Origin of the sequence: Mesorhizobium sp. 113-1-2 (assembly GCF_016756475.1) — a bacterium.
Lineage (GTDB): Bacteria > Pseudomonadota > Alphaproteobacteria > Rhizobiales > Rhizobiaceae > Mesorhizobium > Mesorhizobium loti_C.
The window spans coordinates 1-26,465 of record NZ_AP023242.1 but is presented as its reverse complement, the minus strand read 5'-3'; the positions used below and the strand labels follow the sequence as shown (position 1 = coordinate 26,465).

General features: G+C 63.2%; 25 protein-coding genes. 14 read left to right on the top strand and 11 right to left on the bottom strand.

All coding sequences use genetic code 11. From position 1 onward, the window contains the following. Nucleotides 1-17: 17 nt before the first annotated feature. Nucleotides 18-719, top strand: coding sequence for a tRNA (guanine(46)-N(7))-methyltransferase TrmB (gene trmB / locus JN279_RS00125; protein WP_202353609.1), 702 nt, complete (start codon nucleotides 18-20; stop codon nucleotides 717-719). Nucleotides 720-748: 29 nt separating this feature from the next. On the opposite strand, the gene JN279_RS00120 is transcribed toward trmB, so the two are convergent. After that, nucleotides 749-913 (bottom strand): hypothetical protein, encoded by a 165-nt coding sequence (locus JN279_RS00120; protein ID WP_096453312.1) that lies wholly within the window; start codon nucleotides 911-913, stop codon nucleotides 749-751. 285 nt (nucleotides 914-1,198) lie between these two features. Between JN279_RS00120 and rimP the strand changes: the two genes are divergently transcribed. From rimP to JN279_RS00070, 10 genes are all read left to right on the top strand, one after another. Beyond that, nucleotides 1,199-1,846, top strand: coding sequence for a ribosome maturation factor RimP (gene rimP, locus JN279_RS00115; protein WP_010913319.1), 648 nt, complete (start codon nucleotides 1,199-1,201; stop codon nucleotides 1,844-1,846). 49 nt (nucleotides 1,847-1,895) lie between these two features. Continuing rightward, a complete protein-coding gene (gene nusA, locus JN279_RS00110) occupies nucleotides 1,896-3,491 on the top strand; it encodes a transcription termination factor NusA (protein ID WP_096453314.1) in 1,596 nt (531 codons plus the stop codon). Nucleotides 3,492-3,529: 38 nt separating this feature from the next. Further along, nucleotides 3,530-4,180 carry an RNA-binding protein gene (locus tag JN279_RS00105; RefSeq protein WP_202351696.1) on the top strand — a complete coding sequence of 217 codons (651 nt, stop codon included), beginning with the start codon at nucleotides 3,530-3,532 and terminating at the stop codon, nucleotides 4,178-4,180. Continuing rightward, entirely contained in the window at nucleotides 4,177-6,759 is a 2,583-nt protein-coding gene (gene infB, locus JN279_RS00100; RefSeq protein ID WP_202351695.1) for a translation initiation factor IF-2, read from the top strand. The genes JN279_RS00105 and infB overlap by 4 nt, the downstream gene beginning before the upstream one ends. A 172-nt stretch (nucleotides 6,760-6,931) precedes the next feature. Then, on the top strand, nucleotides 6,932-7,372 hold the full coding sequence (gene rbfA, locus JN279_RS00095) for a 30S ribosome-binding factor RbfA (protein WP_183456066.1): 441 nt from the start codon (nucleotides 6,932-6,934) through the stop codon (nucleotides 7,370-7,372). Beyond that, nucleotides 7,372-8,349 carry a tRNA pseudouridine(55) synthase TruB gene (gene truB / locus JN279_RS00090; RefSeq protein ID WP_202351694.1) on the top strand — a complete coding sequence of 326 codons (978 nt, stop codon included), beginning with the start codon at nucleotides 7,372-7,374 and terminating at the stop codon, nucleotides 8,347-8,349. Before rbfA ends, truB begins: the two co-directional genes overlap by 1 nt. Nucleotides 8,350-8,450: 101 nt before the next feature. Next, nucleotides 8,451-9,545: a magnesium/cobalt transporter CorA gene (gene corA / locus JN279_RS00085; protein WP_096453321.1), complete on the top strand. Its 1,095-nt coding sequence runs from the start codon at nucleotides 8,451-8,453 to the stop codon at nucleotides 9,543-9,545. Between the two features lie 78 nt (nucleotides 9,546-9,623). Next, nucleotides 9,624-9,998: a 30S ribosomal protein S15 gene (gene rpsO / locus JN279_RS00080; RefSeq protein WP_269465810.1), complete on the top strand. Its 375-nt coding sequence runs from the start codon at nucleotides 9,624-9,626 to the stop codon at nucleotides 9,996-9,998. A gap of 407 nt (nucleotides 9,999-10,405) precedes the next feature. Continuing rightward, on the top strand, nucleotides 10,406-12,553 hold the full coding sequence (gene pnp, locus JN279_RS00075) for a polyribonucleotide nucleotidyltransferase (protein ID WP_096453323.1): 2,148 nt from the start codon (nucleotides 10,406-10,408) through the stop codon (nucleotides 12,551-12,553). A gap of 124 nt (nucleotides 12,554-12,677) precedes the next feature. After that, nucleotides 12,678-13,688, top strand: coding sequence for a class I SAM-dependent methyltransferase (locus JN279_RS00070; RefSeq protein ID WP_096453325.1), 1,011 nt, complete (start codon nucleotides 12,678-12,680; stop codon nucleotides 13,686-13,688). A 17-nt stretch (nucleotides 13,689-13,705) separates the two neighbouring features. Here JN279_RS00070 and JN279_RS00065 read toward each other — a convergent pair whose 3' ends face one another. The 4 genes from JN279_RS00065 to fabA all read right to left on the bottom strand — a co-directional run bounded on the left by JN279_RS00065 (nucleotide 13,706) and on the right by fabA (nucleotide 18,037). Continuing rightward, on the bottom strand, nucleotides 13,706-15,250 hold the full coding sequence (locus JN279_RS00065) for a putative bifunctional diguanylate cyclase/phosphodiesterase (RefSeq protein WP_202351693.1): 1,545 nt from the start codon (nucleotides 15,248-15,250) through the stop codon (nucleotides 13,706-13,708). Between the two features lie 165 nt (nucleotides 15,251-15,415). Next, nucleotides 15,416-16,219, bottom strand: a complete 804-nt coding sequence (gene fabI, locus JN279_RS00060; protein WP_096453329.1) for an enoyl-ACP reductase FabI — start codon at nucleotides 16,217-16,219, stop codon at nucleotides 15,416-15,418. 32 nt (nucleotides 16,220-16,251) lie between these two features. Continuing rightward, nucleotides 16,252-17,472, bottom strand: coding sequence for a beta-ketoacyl-ACP synthase I (fabB, locus tag JN279_RS00055; RefSeq protein WP_202351692.1), 1,221 nt, complete (start codon nucleotides 17,470-17,472; stop codon nucleotides 16,252-16,254). A gap of 49 nt (nucleotides 17,473-17,521) precedes the next feature. Further along, nucleotides 17,522-18,037 (bottom strand): 3-hydroxyacyl-[acyl-carrier-protein] dehydratase FabA, encoded by a 516-nt coding sequence (gene fabA / locus JN279_RS00050; RefSeq protein WP_010913332.1) that lies wholly within the window; start codon nucleotides 18,035-18,037, stop codon nucleotides 17,522-17,524. Between the two features lie 242 nt (nucleotides 18,038-18,279). Here fabA and irrA point away from each other — a divergent pair, with 242 nt between their 5' ends. Together irrA and JN279_RS00040 are read left to right on the top strand one after the other, a co-directional pair. Next, on the top strand, nucleotides 18,280-18,711 hold the full coding sequence (gene irrA, locus JN279_RS00045; RefSeq protein ID WP_096453333.1) for an iron response transcriptional regulator IrrA: 432 nt from the start codon (nucleotides 18,280-18,282) through the stop codon (nucleotides 18,709-18,711). Nucleotides 18,712-18,793: 82 nt separating this feature from the next. Beyond that, nucleotides 18,794-19,174 carry a DUF4260 domain-containing protein gene (locus JN279_RS00040; protein WP_202351691.1) on the top strand — a complete coding sequence of 127 codons (381 nt, stop codon included), beginning with the start codon at nucleotides 18,794-18,796 and terminating at the stop codon, nucleotides 19,172-19,174. On the opposite strand, the gene JN279_RS00035 is transcribed toward JN279_RS00040, so the two are convergent. Next, a complete protein-coding gene (locus JN279_RS00035) occupies nucleotides 19,164-19,724 on the bottom strand; it encodes an SH3 domain-containing protein (RefSeq protein WP_202351690.1) in 561 nt (186 codons plus the stop codon). The genes JN279_RS00040 and JN279_RS00035 overlap by 11 nt on opposite strands. A 148-nt stretch (nucleotides 19,725-19,872) precedes the next feature. Between JN279_RS00035 and JN279_RS00030 the strand changes: the two genes are divergently transcribed. Next, on the top strand, nucleotides 19,873-20,874 hold the full coding sequence (locus tag JN279_RS00030) for a 2-hydroxyacid dehydrogenase (protein WP_202351689.1): 1,002 nt from the start codon (nucleotides 19,873-19,875) through the stop codon (nucleotides 20,872-20,874). Nucleotides 20,875-20,912: 38 nt separating this feature from the next. Here JN279_RS00030 and JN279_RS00025 read toward each other — a convergent pair whose 3' ends face one another. The 5 genes from JN279_RS00025 to dnaA form a co-directional block, all read right to left on the bottom strand. Continuing rightward, the gene (locus JN279_RS00025) at nucleotides 20,913-21,401 is read right to left on the bottom strand and encodes a GNAT family N-acetyltransferase (protein ID WP_202351688.1); all 489 of its coding nucleotides are present in this window, start codon (nucleotides 21,399-21,401) and stop codon (nucleotides 20,913-20,915) included. Nucleotides 21,402-21,403: 2 nt separating this feature from the next. Then, a complete protein-coding gene (locus tag JN279_RS00020; protein ID WP_096458475.1) occupies nucleotides 21,404-22,156 on the bottom strand; it encodes a molybdopterin-synthase adenylyltransferase MoeB in 753 nt (250 codons plus the stop codon). A 31-nt stretch (nucleotides 22,157-22,187) separates the two neighbouring features. Further along, the gene (gene recF, locus JN279_RS00015; RefSeq protein ID WP_096453341.1) at nucleotides 22,188-23,327 is read right to left on the bottom strand and encodes a DNA replication/repair protein RecF; all 1,140 of its coding nucleotides are present in this window, start codon (nucleotides 23,325-23,327) and stop codon (nucleotides 22,188-22,190) included. Nucleotides 23,328-23,411: 84 nt separating this feature from the next. Continuing rightward, nucleotides 23,412-24,530, bottom strand: a complete 1,119-nt coding sequence (gene dnaN, locus JN279_RS00010; RefSeq protein ID WP_010913340.1) for a DNA polymerase III subunit beta — start codon at nucleotides 24,528-24,530, stop codon at nucleotides 23,412-23,414. Nucleotides 24,531-24,892: 362 nt separating this feature from the next. Then, nucleotides 24,893-26,437: a chromosomal replication initiator protein DnaA gene (dnaA, locus tag JN279_RS00005; RefSeq protein WP_096453343.1), complete on the bottom strand. Its 1,545-nt coding sequence runs from the start codon at nucleotides 26,435-26,437 to the stop codon at nucleotides 24,893-24,895. Nucleotides 26,438-26,465 lie beyond the last annotated feature (28 nt).

The window sequence follows — 26,465 nt, the reverse complement described above, 5'->3', positions numbered from 1 at the left end:
GACAGACCTGCCACCAGATGAGCCCGCAAGACAGGCCAAGCCGTGCGACCGAAGCCTTCTTCGGTCGTCGGCGCGGCAAGCCGGTTCGCCCGCAGCAGGCGGCGGCGCTGGAAAGCGGGCTTGGCGCCTATCGGCTCGATCTGGCGGCTGAGGCGCCGTCGGATCTGCGCACTTTGTTTGAGACTGAAGTTTCGACTGTCCGGCTCGAAATCGGCTTTGGCGGCGGCGAACATCTTCTGCACCGCGCCATCGAGGCGCCGACAACCGGCTTCATTGGCGTCGAGCCCTTCGTCAACGGCATGGCCAAGATGATGATGGCGGTGCGGGCGAGGCCGCTGGCCAATCTCAGGGTCCATGATGACGACGCCACCCTGCTGCTCGACTGGCTGCCGCCGGCCTCGCTCGATGGTCTCGATCTTCTCTATCCCGATCCCTGGCCGAAGAAGAAGCACTGGAAGCGGCGTTTCGTCAGCCCCGTCAATCTCGACCGTTTCGCGCGCGTCCTGAAACCGGGCTCAAAATTCCGCTTCGCGTCCGATATCGACACCTATGTGAACTGGACCTTGCTGCATTGCCGGGCGCATGGCGCCTTCACATGGCAGGCAGCGGAAGCTGCCGACTGGCATCGCCCCTATGAGGGCTGGCCGGGCACGCGTTACGAGGCGAAGGCCATTCGCGAGGGCCGGCGGCCTGCCTATCTGACTTTTGTCAGGAAATAGGCCGCCTCACGGCGCCTCCCGCGAAGTTTTCAGAAACGGCCGATCCTGTTGAAGATGGCTGGGTCCATGCCGAGCTTGCGCAAATCGTCGGCGCGCGGCTTGCGGCCGGCTTCCACGGCGCGCGATGCGGCGACCGCGCTGCCGAATGCGGTGAAGAGATCGCCCAGGGCGGAAAATAGTCTGCGGTTGCTCATGATCTTGTCCTTTCGCGCGCCACCGCGCGCCGCTTCTGTTCGTGTCGTGGCTAACAAATAGGAGCGCCCCGCCGGCTCTCACAGGGGGATTGGCGCATGGTGGCCATGCGCCTGGAGCAATGCTGCGCCGTCAGGCCTTTTGCCGAACCGGTACGGCGGGCTTGAAACACCGGCCATGTTGGTTTATATCAGCCTCAAATTCTTGGTCGGTATGACGAAGAGTGGGTCCACCCGGTCCCGCTCTTTTTTATTACCTGCCGATAGGTTCGAAACGACAGGTACTTGATGACTGCAACGGCAAGCGAAGGTGACGACCGCATCATCCGCGAAAGCGGCATCGATGCGCGCATTGCGCTGATCGTTCAGCCGGTGCTGCGCGGCATCGGCTTTCGCCTCGTGCGGGTGCATCTGTCCGGCCAGAACGGGCTGACGCTGCAGATAATGGCCGAACGCGAGGACGGCACCATGACCGTCGAGGATTGCGAAGAGGTCAGCCGCGCGGTGTCGCCGGCGCTCGATGTCGATGATCCGATCGAAAAGGCCTATCATCTCGAAGTCTCTTCGCCTGGCATCGACCGGCCGTTGGTGCGCAAATCGGATTTCGTGACCTGGACTGGTCATCTGGTGAAGATGGAAACGTCGGTCATCGTCGCGGATCGCAAGCGCTTCAAGGGCAAGATCGCCGAGGCCGGCGAGAACGACGTGCTGATCGAGCGCGACAAGGCGGCCTATGGCGAGGAGCCGACAGTGCGCGTGCCTTACGACGCCATTGCCGAAACCCGGCTGATCCTGACTGACGACCTCATCCGCGACGCGTTGTCGAAGGACAACAGGGCGCGCAAGGAAGCCAAGAAACGCCGCGGCGAACCGGATGACGACGTGCCCGAGGGTGCGGAAGCGGACGCCACGGAAGAACACGAACAGGAAAGTTGATTGAGCTGCTGGGCGCAAAGGTCCGGCAAACAGGCTCGGGAGAAAAAACATGGTTGTAAGCGCCAACAGACTTGAACTGCTGCAGATTGCCGACGCGGTCGCGCGTGAAAAGTCGATCGACAAGTCGATCGTCATCGCCGCCATGGCCGACGCGATTCAGAAGGCGGCGCGCTCGCGTTATGGCCAGGAGACCAACATCCGCGCCGACATCAACCCGAACACCGGCGAGATGAAGCTGCAGCGGCTGATGGAAGTGGTCGAAAAGGTCGACGACTACGCCACGCAGATCGCCATTTCCTCGGCCCGCGAGCGCAATCCCGACGCCCAGCTCGGCGACTTCATCGCCGAACAGCTGCCGCCGATGGATTTCGGCCGCATCGCCGCGCAGTCGGCCAAGCAGGTCATCGTGCAGAAGGTGCGCGAGGCCGAGCGCGACCGGCAGTATGACGAGTACAAGGACCGCATCGGCGAGATCGTCAACGGCACCGTCAAGCGTGTCGAATATGGCAATGTCATCGTCGATCTCGGCCGTGGCGAGGCGATCATCCGCCGCGACGAGTTGATTCCGCGCGAAAACTACAAATATGGCGACCGCGTCCGCGCCTATGTCTACGACGTGCGCCGCGAGCAGCGCGGCCCGCAGATTTTCCTGTCGCGCACCCATCCGCAGTTCATGGCCAAGCTCTTCACCATGGAAGTGCCGGAAATCTACGACGGCATCATCGAGATCAAGTCGGTTGCCCGCGACCCGGGTTCGCGCGCCAAGATCGCCGTCATCTCGCGCGATTCCTCGATCGATCCGGTCGGCGCCTGCGTCGGTATGCGCGGCAGCCGCGTCCAGGCCGTCGTCGGCGAACTGCAGGGCGAGAAGATCGACATCATTCCGTGGTCGCCCTCGGCGGCCTCCTTCATCGTCAATGCGCTGCAGCCGGCGGAAGTCGCCAAGGTCGTGCTCGACGAGGACGCCGAGCGCATCGAAGTGGTGGTTCCCGACGATCAGCTGTCGCTGGCCATCGGCCGCCGCGGCCAGAACGTGCGTCTGGCCTCGCAGCTCACCGGCTGGGATATCGACATCCTGACCGAGGCCGAGGAATCCGAGCGCCGCCAGAAGGAATTCGTCGAGCGTTCGGCGCTGTTCATGGAAGCCCTCGACGTCGACGAGATGGTCGGCCAGGTGCTGGCCTCCGAAGGCTTCACCAGCGTCGAGGAAGTCGCCTATGTCGACGCCGGTGAGATCGCTTCGATCGACGGCTTTGACGAAGACACCGCTTCGGAAATCCAGACCCGTGCCCGCGAATACCTCGAAAAGATCGAGGCCGAGCATGACGACAAGCGCAAGGCGCTGGGCGTCAAGGACGAGCTGCGCGAAATCCCCGGCATCACCACCGCCATGATGGTGACGCTCGGCGAGGATGGCGTGAAGACGATCGAGGATTTCGCCGGCTATGCGGCCGACGACCTGACCGGCTGGAAGGAACGCAAGGACGGCGAGACCAAGGTCTATCCGGGCGTGCTGGCCAATCACGGAGTTTCGCGCGCCGACGCCGAGCAGATGGTGCTCAATGCCCGTCTCAAGGCCGGCTGGATTTCCGAAGACGAGCTTGCGGCCGAAGAAGCATCGGCTGACGAAGCCGTTGGTGCGTGAGGTGAAACCGCATCGCACACAACCCGCCCTTGGACGAGATGAACGATCGCACCTGCATCGTTACCCGCAAGCAGGCCGAACCGGATGAACTGATCCGGTTCGTCGTCGGCCCGGATTCGGCCGTCGTTCCCGATCTCAAGAGAAATCTGCCCGGCCGCGGTTGCTGGGTGAGCGCTGACCGCCTACATATCGACAAGGCGGTGGCCAAGAACCTTTTTGCCCGCGCCTTCAAGGCACAGGTGATCGTGCCGCCCGATCTTGGCGGCATGGTCGATGGGCTGCTTTCCAGATCCGCTCTGGGCATGCTGGGTCTCGCCCGCAAGGCAGGCGCAATTTCTCTTGGTGCCACCAAGGTTGAGAGTGCCGTGCGCGGCGGGCTGGCGCTTTTCGTGCTCCATGCGACCGAAGCGTCGGACGATGGCGTGCGCAAGATCAGCCAAGCGCGGCGGGCGACCGTCCATATTGGCGGCCCTTCCATCCTTGCCTACAAACTTTTCTCCGAGGCCGAGTTGAGCTTGGCATTGGGGGGCACAAATGTGATACATGCTGCCGTCCTCGCGGGAGACGCGGGTAAGGCGGTCCAGAAGCGCATGGTTGCGCTCGACCGATATCGGGGCGGTACCCCGGACGATCTGGCAATGCTTGCGGCCGTTGCTGACGAAGATGAGCCCGCAGAGGATATGGAATGAGCGATACGAAATCGGGCGACGACAAGACGTTGAGTGTTACACCGAAGAAGACCTTGACGCTGAAGCGCCCCGGCATGGAACAGGGCACCGTGCGCCAGAACTTCTCGCATGGCCGTACCAAGTCGGTCGTGGTCGAGACCAAGAAGCGCAAATTCTCCCTGCCCGGCGATAAGCCGGAGCCGGTTGCCGCTGCCCCTGTGCCCGTCTTCACGCCGAAGCCGCCGGTTGCCGCGGCACCTGTCGTGCAGGAAGCGCCCAAGGCGCCGCCTCCGCCTCCCGCGCCGCCTCAGGTCGAGCGCAGCGGCATGGTGCTGAACGAGCTGTCGCGCAGCGAAATGGAAGCGCGTCGCAGGGCGCTCGAGGGCTCGAAGGTCCGCGAGGTCGAAGACCGTCAGCGCGCCGCCGAAGAGGCCAAGCGCCGGGCCGAGGACGAAGAGCGCCGCAAGCGTGAGCGCGAAGAATCCGCGCGCCGCCAGGCCGAGGAAGAGGCGCGGTTGCAGACCGAAGCCGAATCGCGCCGTCGCGCCGAGGAAGAGGCACGCCGCCGCGCGCCGCTGGCCGCCGAGCTGGCAACCGCGGACGAAGAGGAAGAGGCCAAGCCGAAGCGGACGGGCGCCGGTGCACCGGTACGCCGCCTGGTCACGCCCGAAGTGGCGCGCCCGGCCAAGCCGACCAAGGGCGAGGAAGATCGTCGCCGTGGCAAGCTGACGTTGAATTCCGCGCTGTCCGATGAGGATGCGCGGGCCCGTTCGCTGTCGTCGATGCGTCGCCGCCAGGAGAAGTTCAAGCGCGCGATGCATAATGAGCCGCGCGAGAAAGTCATGCGCGAAGTGATCCTGCCCGAGACCATCACCATCCAGGAACTGGCGCAGCGCATGTCCGAACGTGCGGTCGATGTGGTCAAGTTCTTCATGAAGCAGGGCCAGATCCTGAAGCCGGGCGACGTCATCGACGCCGACACGGCCGAACTGGTCGCCACCGAATTCGGCCACACGGTCCGCCGCGTCGCCGAGTCCGACATCGAGGAAGGCCTGTTCAACATCGCCGATCGTCCGGAAGACCTCGTGTCGCGTCCGCCGGTGGTGACGATCATGGGTCACGTCGACCACGGCAAGACCTCGCTGCTCGATGCGATCCGAAATGCCAACGTCGTCTCCGGCGAGGCCGGCGGCATCACCCAGCATATCGGTGCCTATCAGGTCGAGAAGAATGGTCAGAAGATCACCTTCATCGACACGCCCGGCCACGCCGCCTTCACGGCGATGCGCGCCCGTGGCGCCCAGGCCACCGACATCGCCATCCTGGTGGTGGCGGCTGATGACAGCGTCATGCCGCAGACGATCGAATCGATCAGCCATGCCAAGGCGGCCGGCGTTCCGATCATCGTGGCTATCAACAAGATCGACAAGCACGACGCCGATCCGCAGAAGGTGCGCTCCGAACTGCTGCGCCATGAGGTCTTCGTCGAATCGATGGGCGGTGAAGTGCTTGACGTCGAAGTGTCGGCGACCAAGGGCACCAATCTCGACAAGCTGCTCGAGGCGATCCTGCTGCAGGCCGAAATCCTCGACCTGAAGGCCAATCCGGACCGTACCGCCGAAGGCGTCGTCATCGAGGCGCAGCTCGACAAGGGCCGTGGTCCCGTCGCCACCGTGCTGGTGCAGACCGGCACGCTGATGCCGGGCGACATCCTCGTCGCCGGCAACGAATGGGGCCGCGTGCGCGCTCTGGTCAACGATCGCGGCGAGCAGATCAAGGAAGCGCCGCCGGCAATGCCGGTCGAGGTGCTCGGCCTTCAGGGCACGCCGCAGGCTGGCGACCGCTTCGCCGTGGTCAACAACGAGGCCCGCGCCCGCGAGATCACCGAATATCGCCAGCGTCTGGCGCGCGAGAAGGCGGTGGCCAAGCATGCCGGCCAGCGCGGCTCGCTCGAACAGATGATGTCGCAGTTGCAGACGAGCGGGCTGAAGGAATTCCCGCTGGTCATCAAGGGCGACGTGCAGGGTTCGATCGAGGCGATCAACGCCGCGCTCGACAAGCTCGGCACCGACGAGGTGCGTGCGCGTATCGTCCATGCCGGCGCCGGCGCCATCACCGAAAGCGACGTCTCGCTGGCGGAAACCTCTGGTGCGGCAATCATAGGCTTCAACGTCCGTGCAAACGTGCAGGCACGTGCCGCGGCCGCGGCCGCGGGCATCGAAATCCGCTACTACTCGATCATCTACAACCTCGTGGATGACGTGAAGGCGGCTTTGTCGGGCCTGCTGTCGCCGGAGCGTCGCGAGACCTTCATCGGCAATGCCGAGATCCTCGAGATCTTCGACATCACCAAGGTCGGCAAGATCGCCGGCTGCCGTGTCACCGAAGGCAAGGTCGAGCGTGGTGCGGGCGTGCGCCTGATCCGCGACAACGTCGTCATTCACGAAGGCACGCTGAAGACGCTGAAGCGCTTCAAGGACGAGGTTTCGGAAGTCCCCGGCGGCCAGGAGTGCGGCATGGCCTTCCAGAACTACGAGGACATGCGCGTCGGCGACATCATCGAGTGCTTCCGCGTCGAGATGGTGACCCGGACGCTCTGAGTTCGAGTGACTTGTCCATTCCAGGCGGTGGTCTGACGACCGCCGCCTGGAGTTTATTGTGAAATTATGCATCGTGCTTTTCGAAACCGAATTCGATTTCGGGCCGATGCGTTGACATATGAGACATGCGGCACGGTCCCATCCCGCGCCTCACGCTTCAGGATTGAGAATAATGCCCCGTCCAACCACATCCAGCCCGTCCCAGCGCATGCTGCGCGTTGCCGAACAGGTGCGCCACGCGCTCTCGGAAACCTTGCAGCGCGGCGAGATCATCGATCCGCTGATCGAGAACACCGTGGTTTCGGTCTCGGAAGTGCGCATGTCGCCCGACCTCAGGGTTGCCACCGCTTTCGTCTCGCCGCTGGGCGCAAAGGACACCGATGCGGTTGTCGAGGCGTTGAACAAGCATGCGAAATTCGTCCGTGGCCGTGTCTCCGGCGCTCTGCGGCAGATGAAGTTCATGCCGGAGTTCCGCTTCAAGCTCGACACCTCCTTCGACAATTTCGCCAGGATCAACGATCTGCTGAAGTCGCCCGAAGTGGCACGCGATCTCGATGCGGACGACGACAAGGCCGTAGACGACAGGGCCAAAGACGACAAGGACAGCGAATAATGGGACGCCGCGGCAAGAAGAAGGGTCGGCCGATCTCCGGCTGGGTGGTGCTGGACAAGCCGGTTGGCATGGGCTCGACCGAGGCCGTCTCCAAGATCAAATGGCTGTTCCAGGCGGAAAAGGCCGGCCATGCCGGCACGCTCGATCCGCTGGCCTCCGGCATGCTGCCGATCGCGCTCGGCGAAGCGACCAAGACCGTGCCTTATGTGCAGGATGGCGCCAAGATCTATCGCTTCACTGTCGCCTGGGGGCAGGAGCGTTCCACCGACGATCTTGAAGGGCCCGTGACCAAGAGTTCCGACCTGCGTCCGGCGGAAGCCGAGGTCAGGGCGCTGCTGCCGAAATACACCGGCGTCATCATGCAGACGCCGCCGCAATTCTCGGCCATCAAGATCGCGGGCGAACGCGCCTACGACCTCGCCCGCGAAGGCGAGACGGTCGACATCCCCGCGCGCGAGATCGAGATCGGGCGTTTGGATGTCATCGAGCACCACGCCGACCACACCGTTTTCGAAATCGAATGCGGCAAGGGCACCTATGTGCGCTCGCTGGCCCGCGACATGGGCCGCGACCTCGGCTGCTTCGGCCATATCAGCGAATTGCGTCGGGTCGAGGTCGAGCCGTTCACGCCCGAGGATTTCGTCACCATCGCCGAATTGGAAGCGGCCCGCTTCGGCACGCAAGATGAGGACAAGCCGGAGCCCGCGGACGATGCTGATGCGATTGACGTGCCGGTGGACTTCGGCGCGATCGACGCGCTTCTGGTCGATACGTCAGCGGCTCTCGACTGCCTGCCGCAGGTCGCCATCAGCGACGATGCGGCGACGAAGATCCGCCTCGGCAATCCGGTTATCATTCGTGGCCGCGATGCGCCTGTCGAGGCGGAGGAAGCCTGTGCCACGGCCCGCGGCAAACTGGTTGCCATCGGCGCGATCGAACAAGGCATGTTCAAGCCCAAGCGGGTCTTTGCCGGGTGACGGCTAAAGCAATTCCAGGAAAAGTGTGAAACGGTTTTTCCGTTCGGAATTGCGAGAAAATAAGGCTCTAATTTCAGCTGGACGCTACACTCGAGGGGCACATGGCAAAGGCCGATGCGGTGAAAAAGCGGGCGCCGGTGAAGACGCGGCGGCCGCCGGTCGGCGCCTCGCCGGGCACGCTGATCGCCGATCCGGCGGCGCGGCGCAGCGAGCTCAGGCTGACACTGATTTCGCCCGAAAAATTCAAGACCATCGACAATGCCAGCATCGATGATCTCAATACCCATTGCGACCATTGGCCGGTCGTCTGGCTGGACTGCACCGGGCTCGCCAATATCCAGCTGATCGAAGAGATCGGCCGGATCTTCAGCCTGCATCCGCTGGCCCTGGAGGATGTCGTCAACACCGGCCAGCGGCCGAAGGTCGATTTCTTCGAGGACCACGCCTTCGTCGTCGTGCGCATGATCGACGACGTCACGGCCCATCGCTACGAACAGATCGCCGTGTTCTTCGGCAAGAATTTCGTCGTCACTTTCCAGGAACGCGAGGGCGATCCCTTTGATCCCGTGCGCAAGCGTATCGAGAGTTCCGCGCCCAACCGGTTGCGGGCCCGCGGCGCCGATTATCTCGCCTACGCGCTGATCGACGCCATCGTCGACAGCTATTTTCCGCCGATCGAGGCGGCAGGCGACCTGGTCGACGGTATCGAGGATGAGATGCTGCATTCAACGCACAAGCATCAGATGCGGCAACTGCACGAATTGCGGCGCGACGCCAATGTGCTGAAGGGCGTGCTGTGGCCGATGCGCGATGCCGTGGCCACGCTGATCCGCAACGATGTGCCCTATGTGAAGGCCGAGACCAAAATCTTCCTCAATGACACACTTGACCACACGCTGAGGCTGATCGAACTGGTCGAGACCCAGCGCGACATGCTGACCGGCCTGATCGAGATGCATCTGTCCCTAAGCCAGGCGCGCACCAACGACGTCATCAGCTATCTCACCATCGTCTCGGTCATCTTCATGCCGCTCACCTTCCTGGTCGGCGTCTGGGGCATGAATTTCAGTCCCGACGCCTCGCCATGGAACATGCCGGAGCTGCGGGCCTACTACGGTTATCCCGCTTCGCTCTTGTTCATGGCCGTTGTCGCGATCGGCTTGATTGTCTTCTTCAAATGGAAGAAATGGCTTTAACGGCGGTAAAACTGGCCGTTTCGGGCTGAAAAGCCGGCTTCGTGAATTGGGCTGGTGTTTTCCCGGGAATTGCACTATATGCGCCGCAGCATAGCGCCACGACGCTTTGCTTGCACCGGCCCCTGCTGGACGACATCCCGGCTGAGGGCGACCCGTTTCCTCAAACAGATAAGGAAAAACACGATGTCGATTACTGCCGAGCGCAAAAAGGAATTGATGGGTGAATTCGCGACCGCCAAGGGCGATACCGGGTCTCCGGAAGTCCAGGTGGCCATCCTTTCCGAGCGCATCAAGAACCTGACCGACCATTTCAAGGACCACAAGAAGGATAACCATTCCCGCCGTGGTCTGCTCGCTCTCGTGTCCCAGCGCCGCAGCCTGCTTGATTATCTCAAGCGCAAGGACGACGCGCGCTATCAGACACTGATCGAGAAGCTCGGTCTGCGCCGTTGACGAATTGACCGGCGGGCTCTCTCAAGGAGTCCGCCGGTCGCGCATTTGAGCCCCCGGACCAATCCGATCTCGAATGCAGGACTGGAGCGCCGCACCCATCCGGATGCCGGACGGACGCTCCAACAAGTGAATTTGCGCATGACGCGTTCCGCAAGCCGTAGGTTTCGGGGTCATGCGCAGGCCGATCGATCGATTGGCCATATCCGGCTTCGAGCGCGCAGAGGGCCACTCGAAGCCACCCATGGACGGTCATGGGGCAGGATTGCAGGACGCTCGTATGGCCACCGTGCCGATGAAACCCGAGCCTCCCGTTGTCTTGCCCGTGGCTGCCCGAGAAAGGAAGCCAGAGGAAAGGGCACCCGCGCACGCTGAAACGGCGCGGCCCTTCCTCATATAAAGGACAAGACATGTTCAATCAGCACAAAGTGGAAATCGAATGGGGCGGTCGCCCGCTCATCCTCGAAACCGGCAAGATCGCGCGTCAGGCTGACGGCGCCGTGCTCGCCACCTACGGCGAGACCAAGGTTCTGGCCACCGTCGTTTCGATGAAGGAGCCCAAGCCCGGCCTCGATTTCTTTCCGCTGACCGTCAACTACCAGGAAAAGACCTATGCCGCCGGCAAGATCCCGGGCGGCTACTTCAAGCGCGAAGGCCGTCCGAGCGAAAAGGAAACGCTGGTTTCGCGCCTCATCGACCGCCCGATCCGTCCGCTCTTCGCCGACGGCTACAAGAACGATACCCAGATCGTCGTCACTGTTGTCCAGCATGATCTGGAAAATGATCCGGACATCCTGTCGATCGTTGCCACCTCGGCCGCTCTGACGCTGTCGGGCGTTCCCTTCATGGGCCCGGTCGGCGGCGCCCGCGTCGGCTACATCAACGGCGAATATGTTCTCAACCCGCACATCGACGAGATGCAGGAATCCAAGCTCGATCTCGTCGTCGCCGGCACCGCCGACGCCGTGCTGATGGTTGAGTCGGAAGCCAAGGAACTTGGCGAAGAGCTGATGCTCGGTGCCGTCATGTTCGGCCACAGGGGCTTCCAGCCGGTCATCGACGCCATCATCAAGCTGGCCGAAGTTGCCGCCAAGGAGCCACGCGACTTCACCGCGCCGGACTATTCCGCGCTTGAAGCAGAGATGCTGAAGATCGTCGGCGACGAGCTTCGTGAGGCTTACAAGATCACCGACAAGCAGCAGCGCTATGCAGCCGTCGACGCCGTCAAGGCGAAGGTCAAGGCAGCCTATGCTCCGGCCGAAGGCGAAGACGCCAAGTACACCTCCGAGCAGATCGGTTCGGTGTTCAAGGAACTCCAGGCCAAGGTCGTGCGCTGGAACATCCTCGATACCGGCTCGCGCATTGATGGCCGTGACCTCAAGACGGTCCGCAAGATCGTCTCCGAAGTCGGCGTCCTGCCGCGCACCCACGGTTCGGCGCTGTTCACCCGCGGCGAGACCCAGGCGCTGGTCGTTGCCACGCTCGGCACCGGCGAAGACGAGCAGTACGTCGATTCGCTGACCGGCATGTACAAGGAGAAGTTCCTCCTTCACTACAACTTCCCTCCCTACTCCGTCGGTGAGACCGGCCGCATGGGTTCGCCGGGCCGCCGCGAAATCGGCCACGGCAAGCTCGCCTGGCGCGCCATTCGTCCGATGCTGCCGAGCGCTGACCAGTTCCCCTACACGCTGCGTGTCGTCTCGGAGATCACCGAGTCCAACGGTTCGTCCTCGATGGCCACCGTCTGCGGCACCTCGCTGGCGCTGATGGATGCCGGCGTTCCGCTGGCGAAGCCCGTTGCCGGCATCGCCATGGGCCTGATCAAGGAAGGCGAGCGCTTCGCGGTGCTCTCCGACATCCTGGGTGACGAAGATCACCTCGGCGACATGGACTTCAAGGTCGCTGGCACCGCCAACGGCATCACCTCGCTGCAGATGGACATCAAGATCGAGGGCATCACCGAGGAGATCATGAAGATCGCGCTGGACCAGGCCAAGGATGGCCGCCAGCATATCCTCGGCGAAATGGCGCATGCCCTGACCGGCGCCCGCCCCGAACTCGGCGAGTTCGCGCCGCGCATCGAGGTCATGCACATCCCGACCGACAAGATCCGCGACGTCATCGGTTCGGGCGGCAAGGTTATCCGCGAGATCGTCGAGAAGACCGGCGCCAAGATCAACATCGAGGACGACGGCACGGTCAAGATCGCTTCCTCGAACGCCAAGGAGATCGAGGCGGCGAAGAAGTGGATCCACACCATCGTTGCCGAGCCGGAAGTCGGCGAAATCTACGAAGGCACGGTCGTCAAGACCGCCGACTTCGGCGCTTTCGTCAACTTCTTCGGCCCGCGTGACGGTCTCGTCCACATCTCGCAGCTCGCCAATGAGCGCGTTGCCAAGACCTCCGACGTCGTCAAGGAAGGCGACAAGGTCTGGGTCAAGCTGATGGGCTTCGACGAGCGCGGCAAGGTCCGCCTGTCGATGAAGGTCGTCGACCAGGCCACCGGCAAGGAGATCGTGCGCGACAAGAAGGCCGAAGGCGAAGAAGACGCCGCCTGAGCGATCTGACAGAAAAATCGAAGCGGGCGCGGCTTATGTCGCGCCCGTTTTCGTTTGGAGCAAGTTCCAGGAAAGTATGAAGCGCTTTCCCTTGGAAATTGCGTAGACATCTGGGAGCATGGCTATGCCCGCTGAAGCGCTGAAGACGCTTTTCCATCCGTTCGAGGCCGAGGCTCTTGCCTTGCCGCGAAAGGGCGAGCGCATCCTCTTCCTCGGCGCCGAGCCCGGCCTGCGCTTGCCGTCCGGCTTCGAGGCCACGCTGCATATCGTACAAGGCTTCCGGCCGCATTTCCGCGCAGTGCAGGCGGCGGGCTTTACCGTCTCGCCGCGAACCGAGGGCGACGGCTTTGATGCCGCCCTGGTGCTCGCCGGCCGTCATCGCGGTCAGAACGAACTGCGTATCGCCGAGGCCCTCGAGCGCGTGGCGCCGGGCGGACTGGTCGTCATCGCCGGTGCCAAGGACGACGGCATTGCCAGCCTGCGCAAGCGTGTCGACGAACTCGCGCCGCTCGACGGCCATATGCCGAAATATCACGGCATCGCCTTCTGGCTGCGCCGCCCGGCGGATATGCAGGCAGCCGCCACGCTTCGCGCCGCCAATCCCGCTTTGCTGATTGAGGAGCGGTTCCACACCGCGCCCGGCATGTTCTCCTTCGATCGCGTCGATGCGGGTTCGAAACTGCTGGTCGACAACCTGCCCGGTGACCTGCGCGGCAGTGCGGCCGATTTCTGCGCCGGCTGGGGCTATGTCGCGGCTGAAATGGCTGCGCGTTCGCCAGGCCTGTCGGCGCTTGATCTCTACGAAGCGGATTTCGATGCGCTGGAGGCGGCCAAGGGCAACCTCGCCAACACAGTGGCGCAAGGCTTCTTCTGGACGGATCTGCTCGCCGAGCCTGTCGAGCGCCGCTACGACGTCATCGCCATGAACCCGCCCTTCCACCGCAGCCGCGCGGCCGAGCCCGAGATCGGTGCCGGCATGATCCGCGCGGCAGCCAAGGCGTTGAAGCCCGGTGGCAGGCTGTTCATGGTCGCCAACCGCCAGCTTCCCTACGAGCCCGTTCTGTCGGCCGCCTTTGCCAGCCACGCGGAACTCGCCCGCGACGGCATGTTCAAGGTGTTTTCTGCGCGGCGCTGAAACGATGCGTATGGCGTTCAGTGCAGATTGACGACGCGCCGGACTTCGTCGGTGGCGTGCGCGTCACCAGCGCTGAACTTGAGCGGCGCTGGCCGGCCGAACAGGTAACCCTGCACGACCTCGCAGCCGGCGGCGCGCAGCAAAGTCGCCTGGTTCTCGGTCTCGACGCCTTCGGCAATGATGCTGACGCCGAGTGCACGCGAAAGTCCGACAATGGTCGAGACGACGGCGCCGGAGCTGGAATCGGTATCGATGCGGCTGACGAAGGAGCGGTCGATCTTCAGCTTGCCGAACGAGAAATCGATCAGGTAGCTCAGATTGGAATAGCCGGTGCCGAAATCATCGACGGCAACGGAGATGCCCATGTCGGCAAGCTCCTTCAGGATGGCGGCCGCGCGGTCGCGGTCCTGCATCATCGCCGTTTCGGTGACTTCCAGCTCCAGCCGCGACGGCTTGATGCCGGTGGCCCGCATCGTGTCGCGCACGATGCCGACGAAATCCTTGGTCATGAACTGGACCGGCGAGATGTTGACGGCGACAAAACAGTCTTCCGGCAAATGGCGGGCGTCGTTGCAGGCCTTGCGCAGAACCCATTCGCCGATCGGGTTGATCATCCCGGTTTCCTCGGCGATCTGGATGAACTCCATGGGTGGGATCATGCCGCGTTCGGGATGGTTCCAGCGGATCAGCGCTTCGTAGCCGATGATACGGCCGGTCGGCAGGTCGAGCTGCGGTTGATAGTGGAGGTCGAAGTCTCCGCGTTCGAAAGCGGTGTGCAATTCGGATTCGACCCATTGGCGATAATCGGCGACACGCCCCATCTCGCTGTCGAACACCGACCAGTTGCCGACGCCGCTGGCGCGCGCATTCTGCAGCGCCAGATTGGAACGGCGCAGGATAAGGACCGGATCGACGCCATCCTTGGGCATGGCGACAATCCCCACCGACAGGCTCACCGATTGCTGATGGGTGCTCAGTTCATAGGGCTCCATCATCTCGTCGATGAGCCTTTCGACCATGCTTTCCATCGTTCCCTGGATCTGATGATCCGCAAGCAGCACCGCGAACTCGCCGGCGCCGATACGTCCGATCACGGCGCGTGCGGGCACACTCTCTTGCAGCCGCTTGGTGAAGGCGCGGATCAACTCATCGCCCTGGCTATAGCCGATCGCGTCGTTGATCTGCTTGAACCGGTCGATGTCGATGTCGATCAGGAACACCGGTTCCCCGGTCCGGCTTGTCGCGCATGCCGCCTCGGCGATCTTGCCGACCATCGCAGGGCGCGCCAAGAGTCCGGTCAGCTTGTCGAAATGGGTTTCGTTGAACACGTAATCCGCCGATTCATCGATACCGGCGAAGAAGGACATTGCCGCCACCGAAGCCGCCAGCGCGCAAAGCGCGGCCATGATCGCGACCATCATATCCACCGAAATGCCGGCAAACCCGTCGCCGAGACCGTGCTTCAGGCCCCAGATGCCGAGCACGAAACTGCCAATGCCCGAACTTGCTATCGTGAGCAGTCGGAACACCGGTGTTCGCTTCGGGTTGCTAACGGCAGACATTCAAAGGTCCCCAGATTGCGGGACTCTATAGCGGAAATCCTCTTAAAATGAGTTTCCGCGAATGCATCCAATTTTACTGGAGAAGAATTATTTCGTTACTGGAAAAGCACCATTTCTCCGAAACGGTTGCCCAAAGCGTGTCGCCTTGATCCATTTCAGGGCTGGTTAACCATCCGTCTGCTTCAACTCATCGAGCGTCGGCATCGAGACGATGTGATAGCCGGAATCGACATAGTGGATTTCACCGGTGACGCCGGAGGCGAGGTCGGACAGCAAATAAAGCGCCGAGCCGCCGACTTCGTCGATGGTCACTGTACGGCGCAGCGGCGAGTTGCGCTGCTGGTAGGAAAACATGTGGCGGGCGTCCGAAATGCCGGCGCCGGCGAGCGTGCGTACTGGCCCCGCCGAGATGCCGTTCACCCGGATGCCGCGCGGACCGTAGTCGTTGGCAAGGTAGCGCACGCTGGCCTCGAGGCCGGCCTTGGCGACGCCCATGACATTGTAGTTCGGCATGACGCGGACTGAACCGGCATAGGTCAGCGTGATCATCGAGCCGCCCTGCGTCATCAGCGGCGTGGCGTTGCGGGCCACTTCCGTGAAGGAGTAGCAGGAGATCACCATGGTGCGGACGAAATTGTCCCGGCTGGTGTCGGCGTAAAGGCCCTTCAACTCATTCTTGTCGGAAAAGCCGATGGCATGGACGACGAAGTCCAGTCCGCCCCATTCCTTGCCAAGCGTCTCGAACGTGGCGGCGACCGAAGCGCTGTCCTCGACATCGCAGGGAACGACCAGCGAAGCGCCCAGTCTGTCGGCGAGCGGCTTGACCCGCCGGCCGAAGGCCTCGCCCTGGTAGGTGAAGGCGAGCTCCGCGCCATGTTCGGACAATTTCTGCGCGATGCCCCAGGCGATCGAATGATCGTTGGCAACACCCATGACAAGCCCGCGCTTGCCCTTCATCAGTCCGTCCATGGCTGGCAATCCCTTTAGAAAAAACGCTGGCCTTATGCGGAGTAGCGCTGGAAAACGAGCGTCGCGTTGGTGCCACCGAAACCGAAGGAATTCGACAAAACGGTGTCGATCTTGGCGTTGTCGATGCGCTTGCGCACGATCGGCATGCCCTCGAATTCAGGGTCGAGTGTCTCGATATGGGCGCTTTCGCCGATGAAGCCGCCTTGCATCATCAGGATCGAATAGATCGATTCCTGCACGCCGGCCGCGCCCAGCGAATGGCCGGTCAGTGATTTGGTTGAGGTGATGAACGGCATTTTTTCGCCGAACACTTCGCGGATGGCGCCCATTTCCTTGGAATCACCCACCGGTGTCGAGGTGCCATGGGTGTTGATGTAGTCGACCGGCGTGGTCACTGTCGCCAGCGCCTGGCGCATGCAGCGGACCGCGCCTTCGCCGGAGGGTGCCACCATGTCGTAGCCGTCCGAGGTCGCGCCGTAGCCGACGATCTCGGCGTAGATCTTGGCGCCGCGCGCCTTGGCATGCTCCAGTTCTTCCAGCACCAGAACACCGGCGCCGCCGGCGATGACGAAGCCGTCGCGATTGGCGTCATAGGCGCGGGAAGCGGCGGAAGCCCGGTCGTTGAACTTGGACGACATGGCGCCCATGGCGTCGAACAGGTCCGACATCGTCCAGTCGAGATCCTCGTGGCCGCCGGCAAAGACGATATCCTGCTTGCCCCACTGGATCAGCTCGTAGCCATTGCCGATGCAATGCGCCGAGGTCGAGCAGGCCGACGAGATCGAGTAGTTGACACCGTGGATCTTGAACCAGGTGGCCAAAGTCGCCGAGGCCGTCGACGACATCGCCTTCGGCACGGCGAAGGGGCCGATACGTTTGGGGCTGCCGTTCTTCAGCGTCGTTTCGGCCGCCTCGACGATGGTGCGGGTGGAGGGGCCGCCCGAGCCCATGACGATGCCGGTGCGTTCATTGGTGACGTCGCTTTCGCCGAGGCCGGCGTCGGCGATCGCCTGGTCCATGGCGACGTGGTTCCAGGCCGCGCCTTGGCTCAGGAAGCGCATCGCACGGCGGTCGATCATGGCGGAGGGGTCGAGCGTCGGTGCGCCCCAGACCTGGCACCGGAAGCCATGCTCGGCGAAGGAATCGGAAAAGCTGATGCCGGATCTGGCGTCATGCAGCGAGGTCTGCACCTCGTTGGCATTATTGCCGATCGACGACACGATGCCGAGGCCTGTGACTACGACACGTCTCATTCGCAACTCCTTCCAGGGATGCTGGCCAATGGGCAGGCCAAGGCTGCGGTCAAGCGACCGCCGACTGCTTGGACAGACCGACCTTCAGGTCCGTCGCCGCATATATGGGCTCGCCATCCGCCTTCATCCAGCCATCAGCGATGCCCAGAACCAACCGGCCGCGCATCACGCGCTTGAAATCCACGCCATACTCGACCTTCTTGACCGATGGTGTGACCATGCCCTTGAACTTGACCTCGCCGGTCGACAGTGCCATTCCCTTGCCGGGTTCGCCGAGCCAGCCGAGATAGAATCCCGTCAACTGCCACAAGGCGTCGAGGCCGAGGCATCCTGGCATGATCGGATTGCCGATGAAATGGCAGGCAAAGAACCACAGGTCCGGCTTGATGTCGAATTCCGCACGGATGAAGCCCTTGTCGAAAGCGCCGCCGGTCTCGCTGATCTCGGTGATACGGTCGAACATCAGCATCGGCGGGTAGGGCAGTTGGGCATTGCCCTCTCCGAACAGCTCGCCGCGGGCGCAGGCCAGCAATTCTTCGTAGTCGTAGCTGGATTTACCCGCCATCAATCTCGTCCCCATATCGTCCGGGCGGTAGCGCGCCCTTGTCGTTGGTGTCCTAACACAATCTGTTTCAGGCCGGAAACCGGCGTTTGCGCTTAACCCGCAAGTCTGCCCGGGTCAATGCGCGCTATTGATCGCTTTCGGACGACAGAATATATGTCAACAGGGGTCCGGTTTCGGCAGTCGTTCATTTTTTTGCCATTCTGGGCGTGTCTTGAAGCGGGACTGCGAGCTTGGAAGACCAGATGGACCGGGGCTGCCGGAAGGAAAATGTCGCTGTGGACAAGCGGGTACGTGAAGCCGGCCTGAGGCCGACGCGGCAGCGTATCGCGCTGGCCGACCTGCTTTTCGCCAAGGGCGACCGTCATCTCTCAGCCGAGGAACTGCACGAGGAGGCACTGGCCGCCGGCGTGCCGGTATCGCTGGCCACCGTCTACAACGCGCTCCACCAGTTCACCCAGGCGGGACTGCTGCGCATCCTCGCCGTCGAGGGCGCCAAGACCTATTTCGACACCAACACCTCCGACCACCACCATTTCTACATCGAAGGCGAAAACCGGATTTTCGATATCGAAAGCGGCCCGGTGACCGTCTCCAACCTGCCGGAGCCTCCCGAAGGCATGGAGATCGCCAATGTCGATATCGTGGTAAGGCTGCGCGCCAAGCGCCAGGAATGACCGGCCAGACCAGCCCAATCGGGCACGCCAGAATGATCTGCCAGGCCCGAATAATCGGTCGGGCCCGAATAATCGGTCAGGGATGAAGCCTCTCGACCTGATTATCCGGTTCGAATGGGCTGCCGTGGCCGCGGTCGCGGTCGTCTTCTACGCTTCGTCGGGCGTTTCCTGGTGGCTCTTTGCAGTGCTCATCCTGGCGCCGGACCTGTCGATGTTCGGCTATCTCGGCGGACCGCGCATCGGCGCCATCGCCTACAATGCCTTGCACATCCTCATCGTACCGGTGCTGCTGCTGCTCGTCGGCTACCTGTCCAGTCATGCGGTCGCGATCGCGGTCGCACTGATCTGGATCGCCCACATCGCCATCGATCGTGCGCTAGGTTACGGCCTGAAACTGTCAACCGGTTTTCAGGACACCCACCTTGGCCGTATCGGGCGCAAGCGGAACGACCTCAGTCCTTGACCCGCTCGCCTGGATAGGCGCCCCAGACCGCCGCCTGGGCGAGCCAGCCGGTGTGGCCGTCAAGCGTCATTTCGCACCACTGGCCATCGCAGGACTTGATCGTGCCCATGACGCCCGGCTCGACGATCGCCACCACACGGGCGTCCTTGTCGGGACTTTTCATAAGATTGATCTGCGCGCCCTTGCCGCGCTGCCAGGGCGCGATGATTGCGGTGCGCCGGCCCGACAGCAGCGACTGGTTGATCCAGCCCTCGGAACCGTCGGCATCGCGCACGCGGCGCCAGGTATCGAATTCCTGGATGATCTCCATCGGCAGGCCGGCCTTCAGATACATCCAGTCGACCGAGTAGTTGGCGCCGGGGCCGACGCGAGAATTGACGCGGCCGGACTTCAGGCTGACGAATCGCGGCAGCGGCAGGCCGCTCGGCCCGAGCGTGACGGCGCTCTGGGCGGGTGCGGCCGCGCTCTGCGCCACGGCAAGCGGGGAATAGAGGAGAGCGCCGAGCAATGCTGCGCTGAGGGCCAGGCGAAGCGACGCGAAACCAGACACTTTCGTTCCTTTCGGCGCTTGCCTCTCGGCCTCGGCGCCCCTTTTTCTTTGTCTTCGGCGGCACCGCTTGTTACATGGGTAAATCGGCTACCGCGACCGGCTTTCAGTTTCGCCGGTCTTGGTTAAAGAGGTCTCAACGAGGGAAACAATGGCAGGCAAAAAGAAGCCTCTCGTGGTCATCACGCGAAAGCTGCCCGACCCGGTCGAGACCCGCATGCGTGAGCTGTTCGACGCCAGGCTGAATGTCGAGGACCGGCCGATGACGCAGCCGGAACTGGTTGCGGCGGTCAAGGAAGCCGACGTGCTTGTGCCGACGGTGACCGATCACATCGACGCGGCGCTGATCGCCCAGGCCGGCGACAACCTCAAGCTGATCGCCAATTTCGGCAACGGTGTCGACAAGATCGACGTGACGGCGGCGGCCAAGAAGGGCATCACCGTCACCAACACGCCCAATGTGCTGACCGAAGACACTGCCGACATGACCATGGCGCTGATGCTCGCGGTGCCGCGACGCTTGGCGGAAGGCGCCAATGTGCTGACCGGCGACAAGAAATGGGCCGGCTGGTCGCCGACCTGGATGCTCGGCCGGCGCATCTGGGGCAAGCGGCTCGGCATTGTCGGCATGGGCCGTATCGGCACCGCCGTTGCCAGGCGGGCCAAGGCCTTCGGCCTTTCCATCCACTACCACAACCGCCACCGCGTATTGCCGGCGGTCGAGGACGAACTGGAGGCGACCTATTGGGAGAGCCTTGACCAGATGCTGGCCCGCATGGACATCATCTCGGTCAATTGTCCGTCGACGCCGGCGACCTTTCATCTCCTGTCGGCGCGGCGGTTGGCGCTGCTGCAGCCCACGGCCTACATCGTCAACACCGCGCGCGGCGACATCATCGACGAGGATGCGCTGGTCAAGCTGGTCCAGGACGGCAAGCTCGCCGGCGCCGGCCTCGACGTCTACGAGCATGAGCCGGCGCTCAATGCCAAGCTGCTCAAGCTCGCCGCCAGAAACAAGGTCGTGCTTTTGCCGCATATGGGCTCGGCGACGCTCGAGGGCCGCATCGATATGGGCGAGAAGGTCATCATCAACATCCGGGCCTTCGTTGACGGTCACCGTCCCCCGGATCGTGTGTTACCGCTCAGAACGTGATGTTATCGGCGCTCATCGTCCTTTAAGTAAGTAAAAACTCACGAAAGCGCCTTGCGCATGGTGATCGAGGTCGGCCTGGCGTAGCCTTCATGCGCCGTCCGGCCGGTCTCGTGAAAGCCGAGGCGGGCAAAGGCGGCGTGATTGGCGGTGAGCTCGATCCGCGTCTGCAGCTCCAGCGCTGCCTTGCCGCGGTCGAGCGCAAGAATCTCGATCGCCCGCATCAGTCGCCGGCCGATGCCTTGCCCCTGGCAGTCCGGGGCGACGGCGAGCTTGCCGACATAAAAGTCGTCGGCCCTCTCAAGAGCAAAGACGCAACCGACGATCCTGTCGCCGTCGAGCGCCACGAAACCGGTCTCCTGTCGTGCCTTGTCGCGCAGTGTGTCGACGGTGAGCAGGTGGGCCGAGGACGGCGGGTCGATGATCCCGTCCATGAAGGCGAAGGCACGCATGATCAAGGCAAGCACCTCGTCCCAGCGGCTGAAATCGGCCGCAATGCGGTCGATGGAAAGGGGTACGGTCCGCTCCAAGATCAGCGCCTGGCGTAGCGGATCGTTTCGAAGCGCGCGGCGAGCGCATCGTAGAGCAGCAGTCGGCCGACCAGCGGCTCGCCGATGCCGGTGATCAGTTTGATCGCCTCCATCGCCTGCAGCGTGCCGATGACGCCGGTCAGCGCGCCAAGCACCCCGGCCTCGGCGCAGGATGGCACCAGGCCAGGCGGTGGGGCTTCGGGAAAGAGATCGCGATAGCCAGGGTTCGGCTTGCCATCCCTGCCGTCCTCGAAAGGCTTCAGCACCGTCACCGAACCGTCGAAGCGGCCGACGGCGGCATGCACCAGCGGTTTGCGCTCGTTCGCACAGGCATCGGCCACCGTATAACGGGTCTCGAAATTGTCGGACCCGTCGACGGTGATGTCATAGCCGGCGATCAGGGCAGGGGCGTTGTCCGTGTTCAGCCGGACTGTGTGCGTCTCGACCGCCGTGTTGGGATTAATGCGGGTGATTGCCGCCTTGGCGCTGTCGGTTTTCAGCATGCCGACCGTATCGGTGCCGTGGATGACCTGGCGCTGCAAATTGGAGAGCGACACGGTGTCGTCGTCGACGATGCCAAGCGTGCCGACGCCGGCCGCCGCAAGATATTCGAGCACCGGCGCGCCCAGGCCGCCGGCGCCGATCACCAGGACCCGCGCTTGCTTGAGCTTCTGCTGGCCCGCGCCGCCGACCTCGGGCAGCACGATGTGGCGGGCATAGCGTTCGATCTCGTCAGCGGTGAGCGCGGTGGTCATGTCAGCAGCATATAGCGGCTGAAAAACCTTGTCAGGCGTCTTCGGTTGGCCCAACCGTGCCGTGGTCGACGGTCAGGAATTGCGCACGCCCCTTGAGGCTGGAAAACAGCGCCGCATCGGTCCCCGTCATGAACGCCTGACAGTTCAATTCCTCCAGGATCGAAAACAGTGCTGCCCGCCGCCCACCGTCGAGATGGGCGGCGATTTCGTCGAGCAGCAGGATCGGTGTCATACCCGACATCTCGCCGGTCAGCCGGGCATGCGACAGGACGATGCCGACCAGCAGCGCCTTCTGCTCGCCGGTCGAGCAAAGCTCGGCTGGCATCGCCTTGGGCCGGTGCCTGACCAGGAGATCGGAACGGTGCGGGCCTTCGAGTGTTCGTCCCGCGGCGCGATCGCGATCGCGGCCACCAGCAAGCGCCCGGCGGAACCGCTCCTCGACGTCGACCGCCGGCGCGGTGGAAACCTCGGCTTCCAGATCGCCCGAAAGGCTGATGTCGGCCTGCGGGAACGGTCCCGTGTCGGGCAGCCTGTCGATCATGGCGGCGAGCAGGCGCACCAGTTCGGCGCGCGCCGCCGCAATGGCGACGCCGGTTTCGGCCATCTGAGTCTCGATCGCCTCGAACCAGCGATCATCCCGCGAGCCCTCGGTAAGCAGACGATTACGGCCGCGCATCGCCTTTTCGTAATCGAGAGCGCGCTGGCCGTGGCCCGGATCGATCGCCAGCACCAGCCGGTCGAGAAAGCGCCGGCGGTCCGCGGCCGGTCCGGTGAACAGCGCATCCATGGCCGGCGTCAGCCACACGACGCGCAGCCATTCCAGCATCTCCTCGGCCGAGCGGGCAGTCGCGCCATTGATGCGAACCCGCCGCCCGCCTTCGCCCTCGCCAACCGAAATCCCCGTGCCGATCTCGATCTGGCCGTCGGGTCCGTCGAGCCGGGCGTGCAGCGCAAAGCCGCCGTCGCCGCCCTCGCGCGCGACATCGGCGTAAGGGGCACGGCGCAGGCCGCGCCCGGGCGTCAGAAAAGAAATCGCTTCGAGGAGATTGGTCTTGCCCGCGCCGTTGTCGCCGGAAAACACCACGGCGCCCGGGGCGAGATCGATCGCCAGCGTCGCATAATTGCGGAAATTAGTAAGTGTAAGCTTACTTATATGGGTTTGTCCGGGCAACCGCTATCCGCCTGTAGAAGTCGCCGCAACCATTGTACTTGCTACCGGTCCCGTCGCAGAGCCGGATCGACGATGCAGCGCCGGCTACACCCGCATCGGCATCAGCACGTAAAGTGCGGTCTCGTCGGCCATGTCGTGGATCAGCGTCGGCGAACCGGCATCGGCCAGCATGAATTTGGCTTCCGTTCCGGTCAACTGAGCGGCGACGTCGAGCAGATATTTGGCGTTGAAGCCGATCTCGATCGGGTCGGACGAATAGTCGGCGGCCAGTTCTTCGGTGGCGCTGCCTGAATCCGGATTGTTGACCGCAAGCGTCACCTGGCCTTCGCTGATCGAAAGCTTCACCGCACGGCCGCGTTCGGAGGAAATGGTCGAGACGCGATCGACCGCCGCGGCAAAGCTCTGGCGGTCGAGGATCAGCTTCTTGTCATTGCCGGTCGGAATGACCCGTTGATAATCCGGGAAGGTGCCGTCGATCAGCTTCGAGGTCAGGACCACGCTGCCGATGGTGAAGCGGATCTTGGTGTCGGACAGTTCGGTGGTCACGGCGACATCCGGATCATCGACCAGCTTCTGCAACTCGCTCACTGTCTTGCGCGGGATGATGATGCCCGGCATGCCCTCGGAACCCGCCGGCGCGTCGATTTCGGCCCGCGCCAGGCGGTGGCCGTCGGTGGCCACCGAGCGCAGCTTCAGCTTGCCGCCGACCTCATGCGTGTGCAGGTAGATGCCGTTGAGATAATAGCGCGTCTCCTCGGTGGAAATGGCGAACTGCGTCTTCTCGATCAGCCCCTTCAAGGCAACCGAGTCGAGCCGGAAGATATGCGAGAAGGATCCGGCCGAAAGCTCGGGAAAGTCGGATTGCGGCAGGCACTGCAGGCGGAAGCTCGAGCGGCCCGACGTCACCGTCATGGCGTTGCCGTCCTCATCCGTCTTCAGCATCACCTCGGCGCCGTCCGAGAGCTTGCGCACGATGTCGTAGAGCAAATGCGCCGGAACCGTCGTCGCCCCGCCGCGCTCGACCTTGGCGGGCGTCGCCTCCGTCACCTCCAGATCGAGGTCGGTCGCCTTCATTTCAAGGCTGGCGCCCTCGGCGCTGAGCAGCACGTTGGACAGGATCGGTATCGTGTTGCGCCGTTCGACCACACGGTGGACGTGGTTGAGCGACTTCAGGAGATTTGACCGTTCCAGGATAACACGCATGACGAAACAGGCTCGCTTGAAAGGATGAGCGGGTCTCCGGCTGGCGGCGCCCCGCGAAAGGTCTGAACAGGCTCAGAATCTGCGTAAACTGACAGGAAAAAGCCAGCAAACGCAAGCCCGCGCCACCGGTTCCGGCCGGCTGCGCGGGCTTTCTGGGGATAAAGGCCGAGAAGACCGCCAGCCGATGTGCTGAATCCGGAATCCGGATCGTCGCCGAGCTCTGTCTTGACGCAACTCCGGACGGAAAACCGTTTCCCACTTTTCCTGGAATTGCCCTAAGCCGCGAACCCATTTCGAGCTCACGGCTGGACAGGCAAGCCGTTGAATTCCAGCGCAGTTCTGGCTTGCCTGTCCTGAGCCGGTCAGGCCTGGTCGTTGATCAGCCGTCGCAGCAGTTCGAGTTCCTGGGCCAGCGTGTTGTCGTTGCCGGAAAGGTCCTCGATCTTGCGCACGGCGTGCAGCACCGTGGTGTGATCGCGGCCGCCGAAGCGCCGTCCGATTTCGGGCAGCGAGCGCGGCGTCATCACCTTGGACAGGTACATGGCGACCTGCCGCGGCTTGACGATGGTGCGCGTGCGCCGGTTGGACAGCAATTCCGTCTTGGACACGTTGTAGTGGCGCGCCACGATGCGCTGGATATCCTCGATGCGGACCCGCTTCGGCTCGCCGGTGCGATAGATGTGGCCGAGGATCTCGTCGATGCGGTCGATGGTGATCTGCGGCTCGAACGACTGGCGGAACAGCAGTTGATTGAACGCGCCCTCCAGTTCGCGTCCGCTGCCGGTCACGGTGCGGGCGACGTGGTTGAGGATTTCGTCGGAAATATCGAGCGACGCGTCGTCGACCCTGGCCGTCGCCAGGCGCAGTTTGAGCATGCCGAGGCGCATGGCGAAATCAGGCGCCGACATTTCAAGCGCGACGCCGCCATTGAGGCGCGAGCGGACGCGCGGCTCGAGCGATTCCAGCTCGGACGGCGGCCGGTCGGCGGCGACGACGACCTGCTTGGCGCTGTCGAGCAGCATGTTGATCAAATGGCAGAATTCATGCTGGATCGACTTGCCCTGCAGGAACTGCATGTCGTCGATGATCAAGAGGTCGATGTCGCGCAGCTGCTCCTTGAGCGTCAGCGCATTGTTGTCGCGGATCGCGGTGGCGAAGCGCCACATGAAATATTCCGCGGTGAGATAGACGACGCGGGATTTCGGGTTCTGCTTCAGCGATTCCGCCGCGATGGCCTGCAGCAGGTGGGTCTTGCCGAGGCCCACGGTCGCGTGCAGGAAAAGCGGGTTGAAGCGCACGGCGCTCGACTGCGATTCCGCCACGGCCTTGGCGGCGGCGAAGGCCACCCGGTTCGACGGGCCTTCGATGAAGGAGCCGAACGTGTAGCGGGGATCAAGCGGGGATCCCAGCACGTTGTGGCGGAACTCGGTCTCGACCGCAGCACCCGGGCGCGGCACGGGAGGCCGTTCCACCCTGCCAGGGCTCACAGTACCGGCGGCCAGCACCGTCTGTGTCTGCCGTGTCATCTTGCGCGCCGGCGCCAGTTCCGGCTCGACATGGCTGCGCCCCTGGCGGGTGGCCGTACGCACCACGATCTCGATCTTGAGGAGATCGGCATCCTCCTGCTTCCACAGTTCGGAGATGAGGTCGAGATAGTGGCCGTTGATCCACGAGCGCAGGAACGCGGTGGGCACCGAGATGCGGACAATGCCCTTGGATGCCTCCGCGACCTTCATGCGGCCGAACCAGCTCGAATAGACTTCAGCCCCCAGGCGCGCCTTCAACTGGGTCTTGACCCGGTCGAACTTCTGTTCCGCGTCGCTGGAGACCGCCATCTCGTTTGCTCCGATCAAAGTTCCAGGAAATGGGAGGTCGCCCGTAAGCTCCCTTTCGATGCCGCTCTGCATGATCGAGTTCCTTGCTTTTCTGTACCTG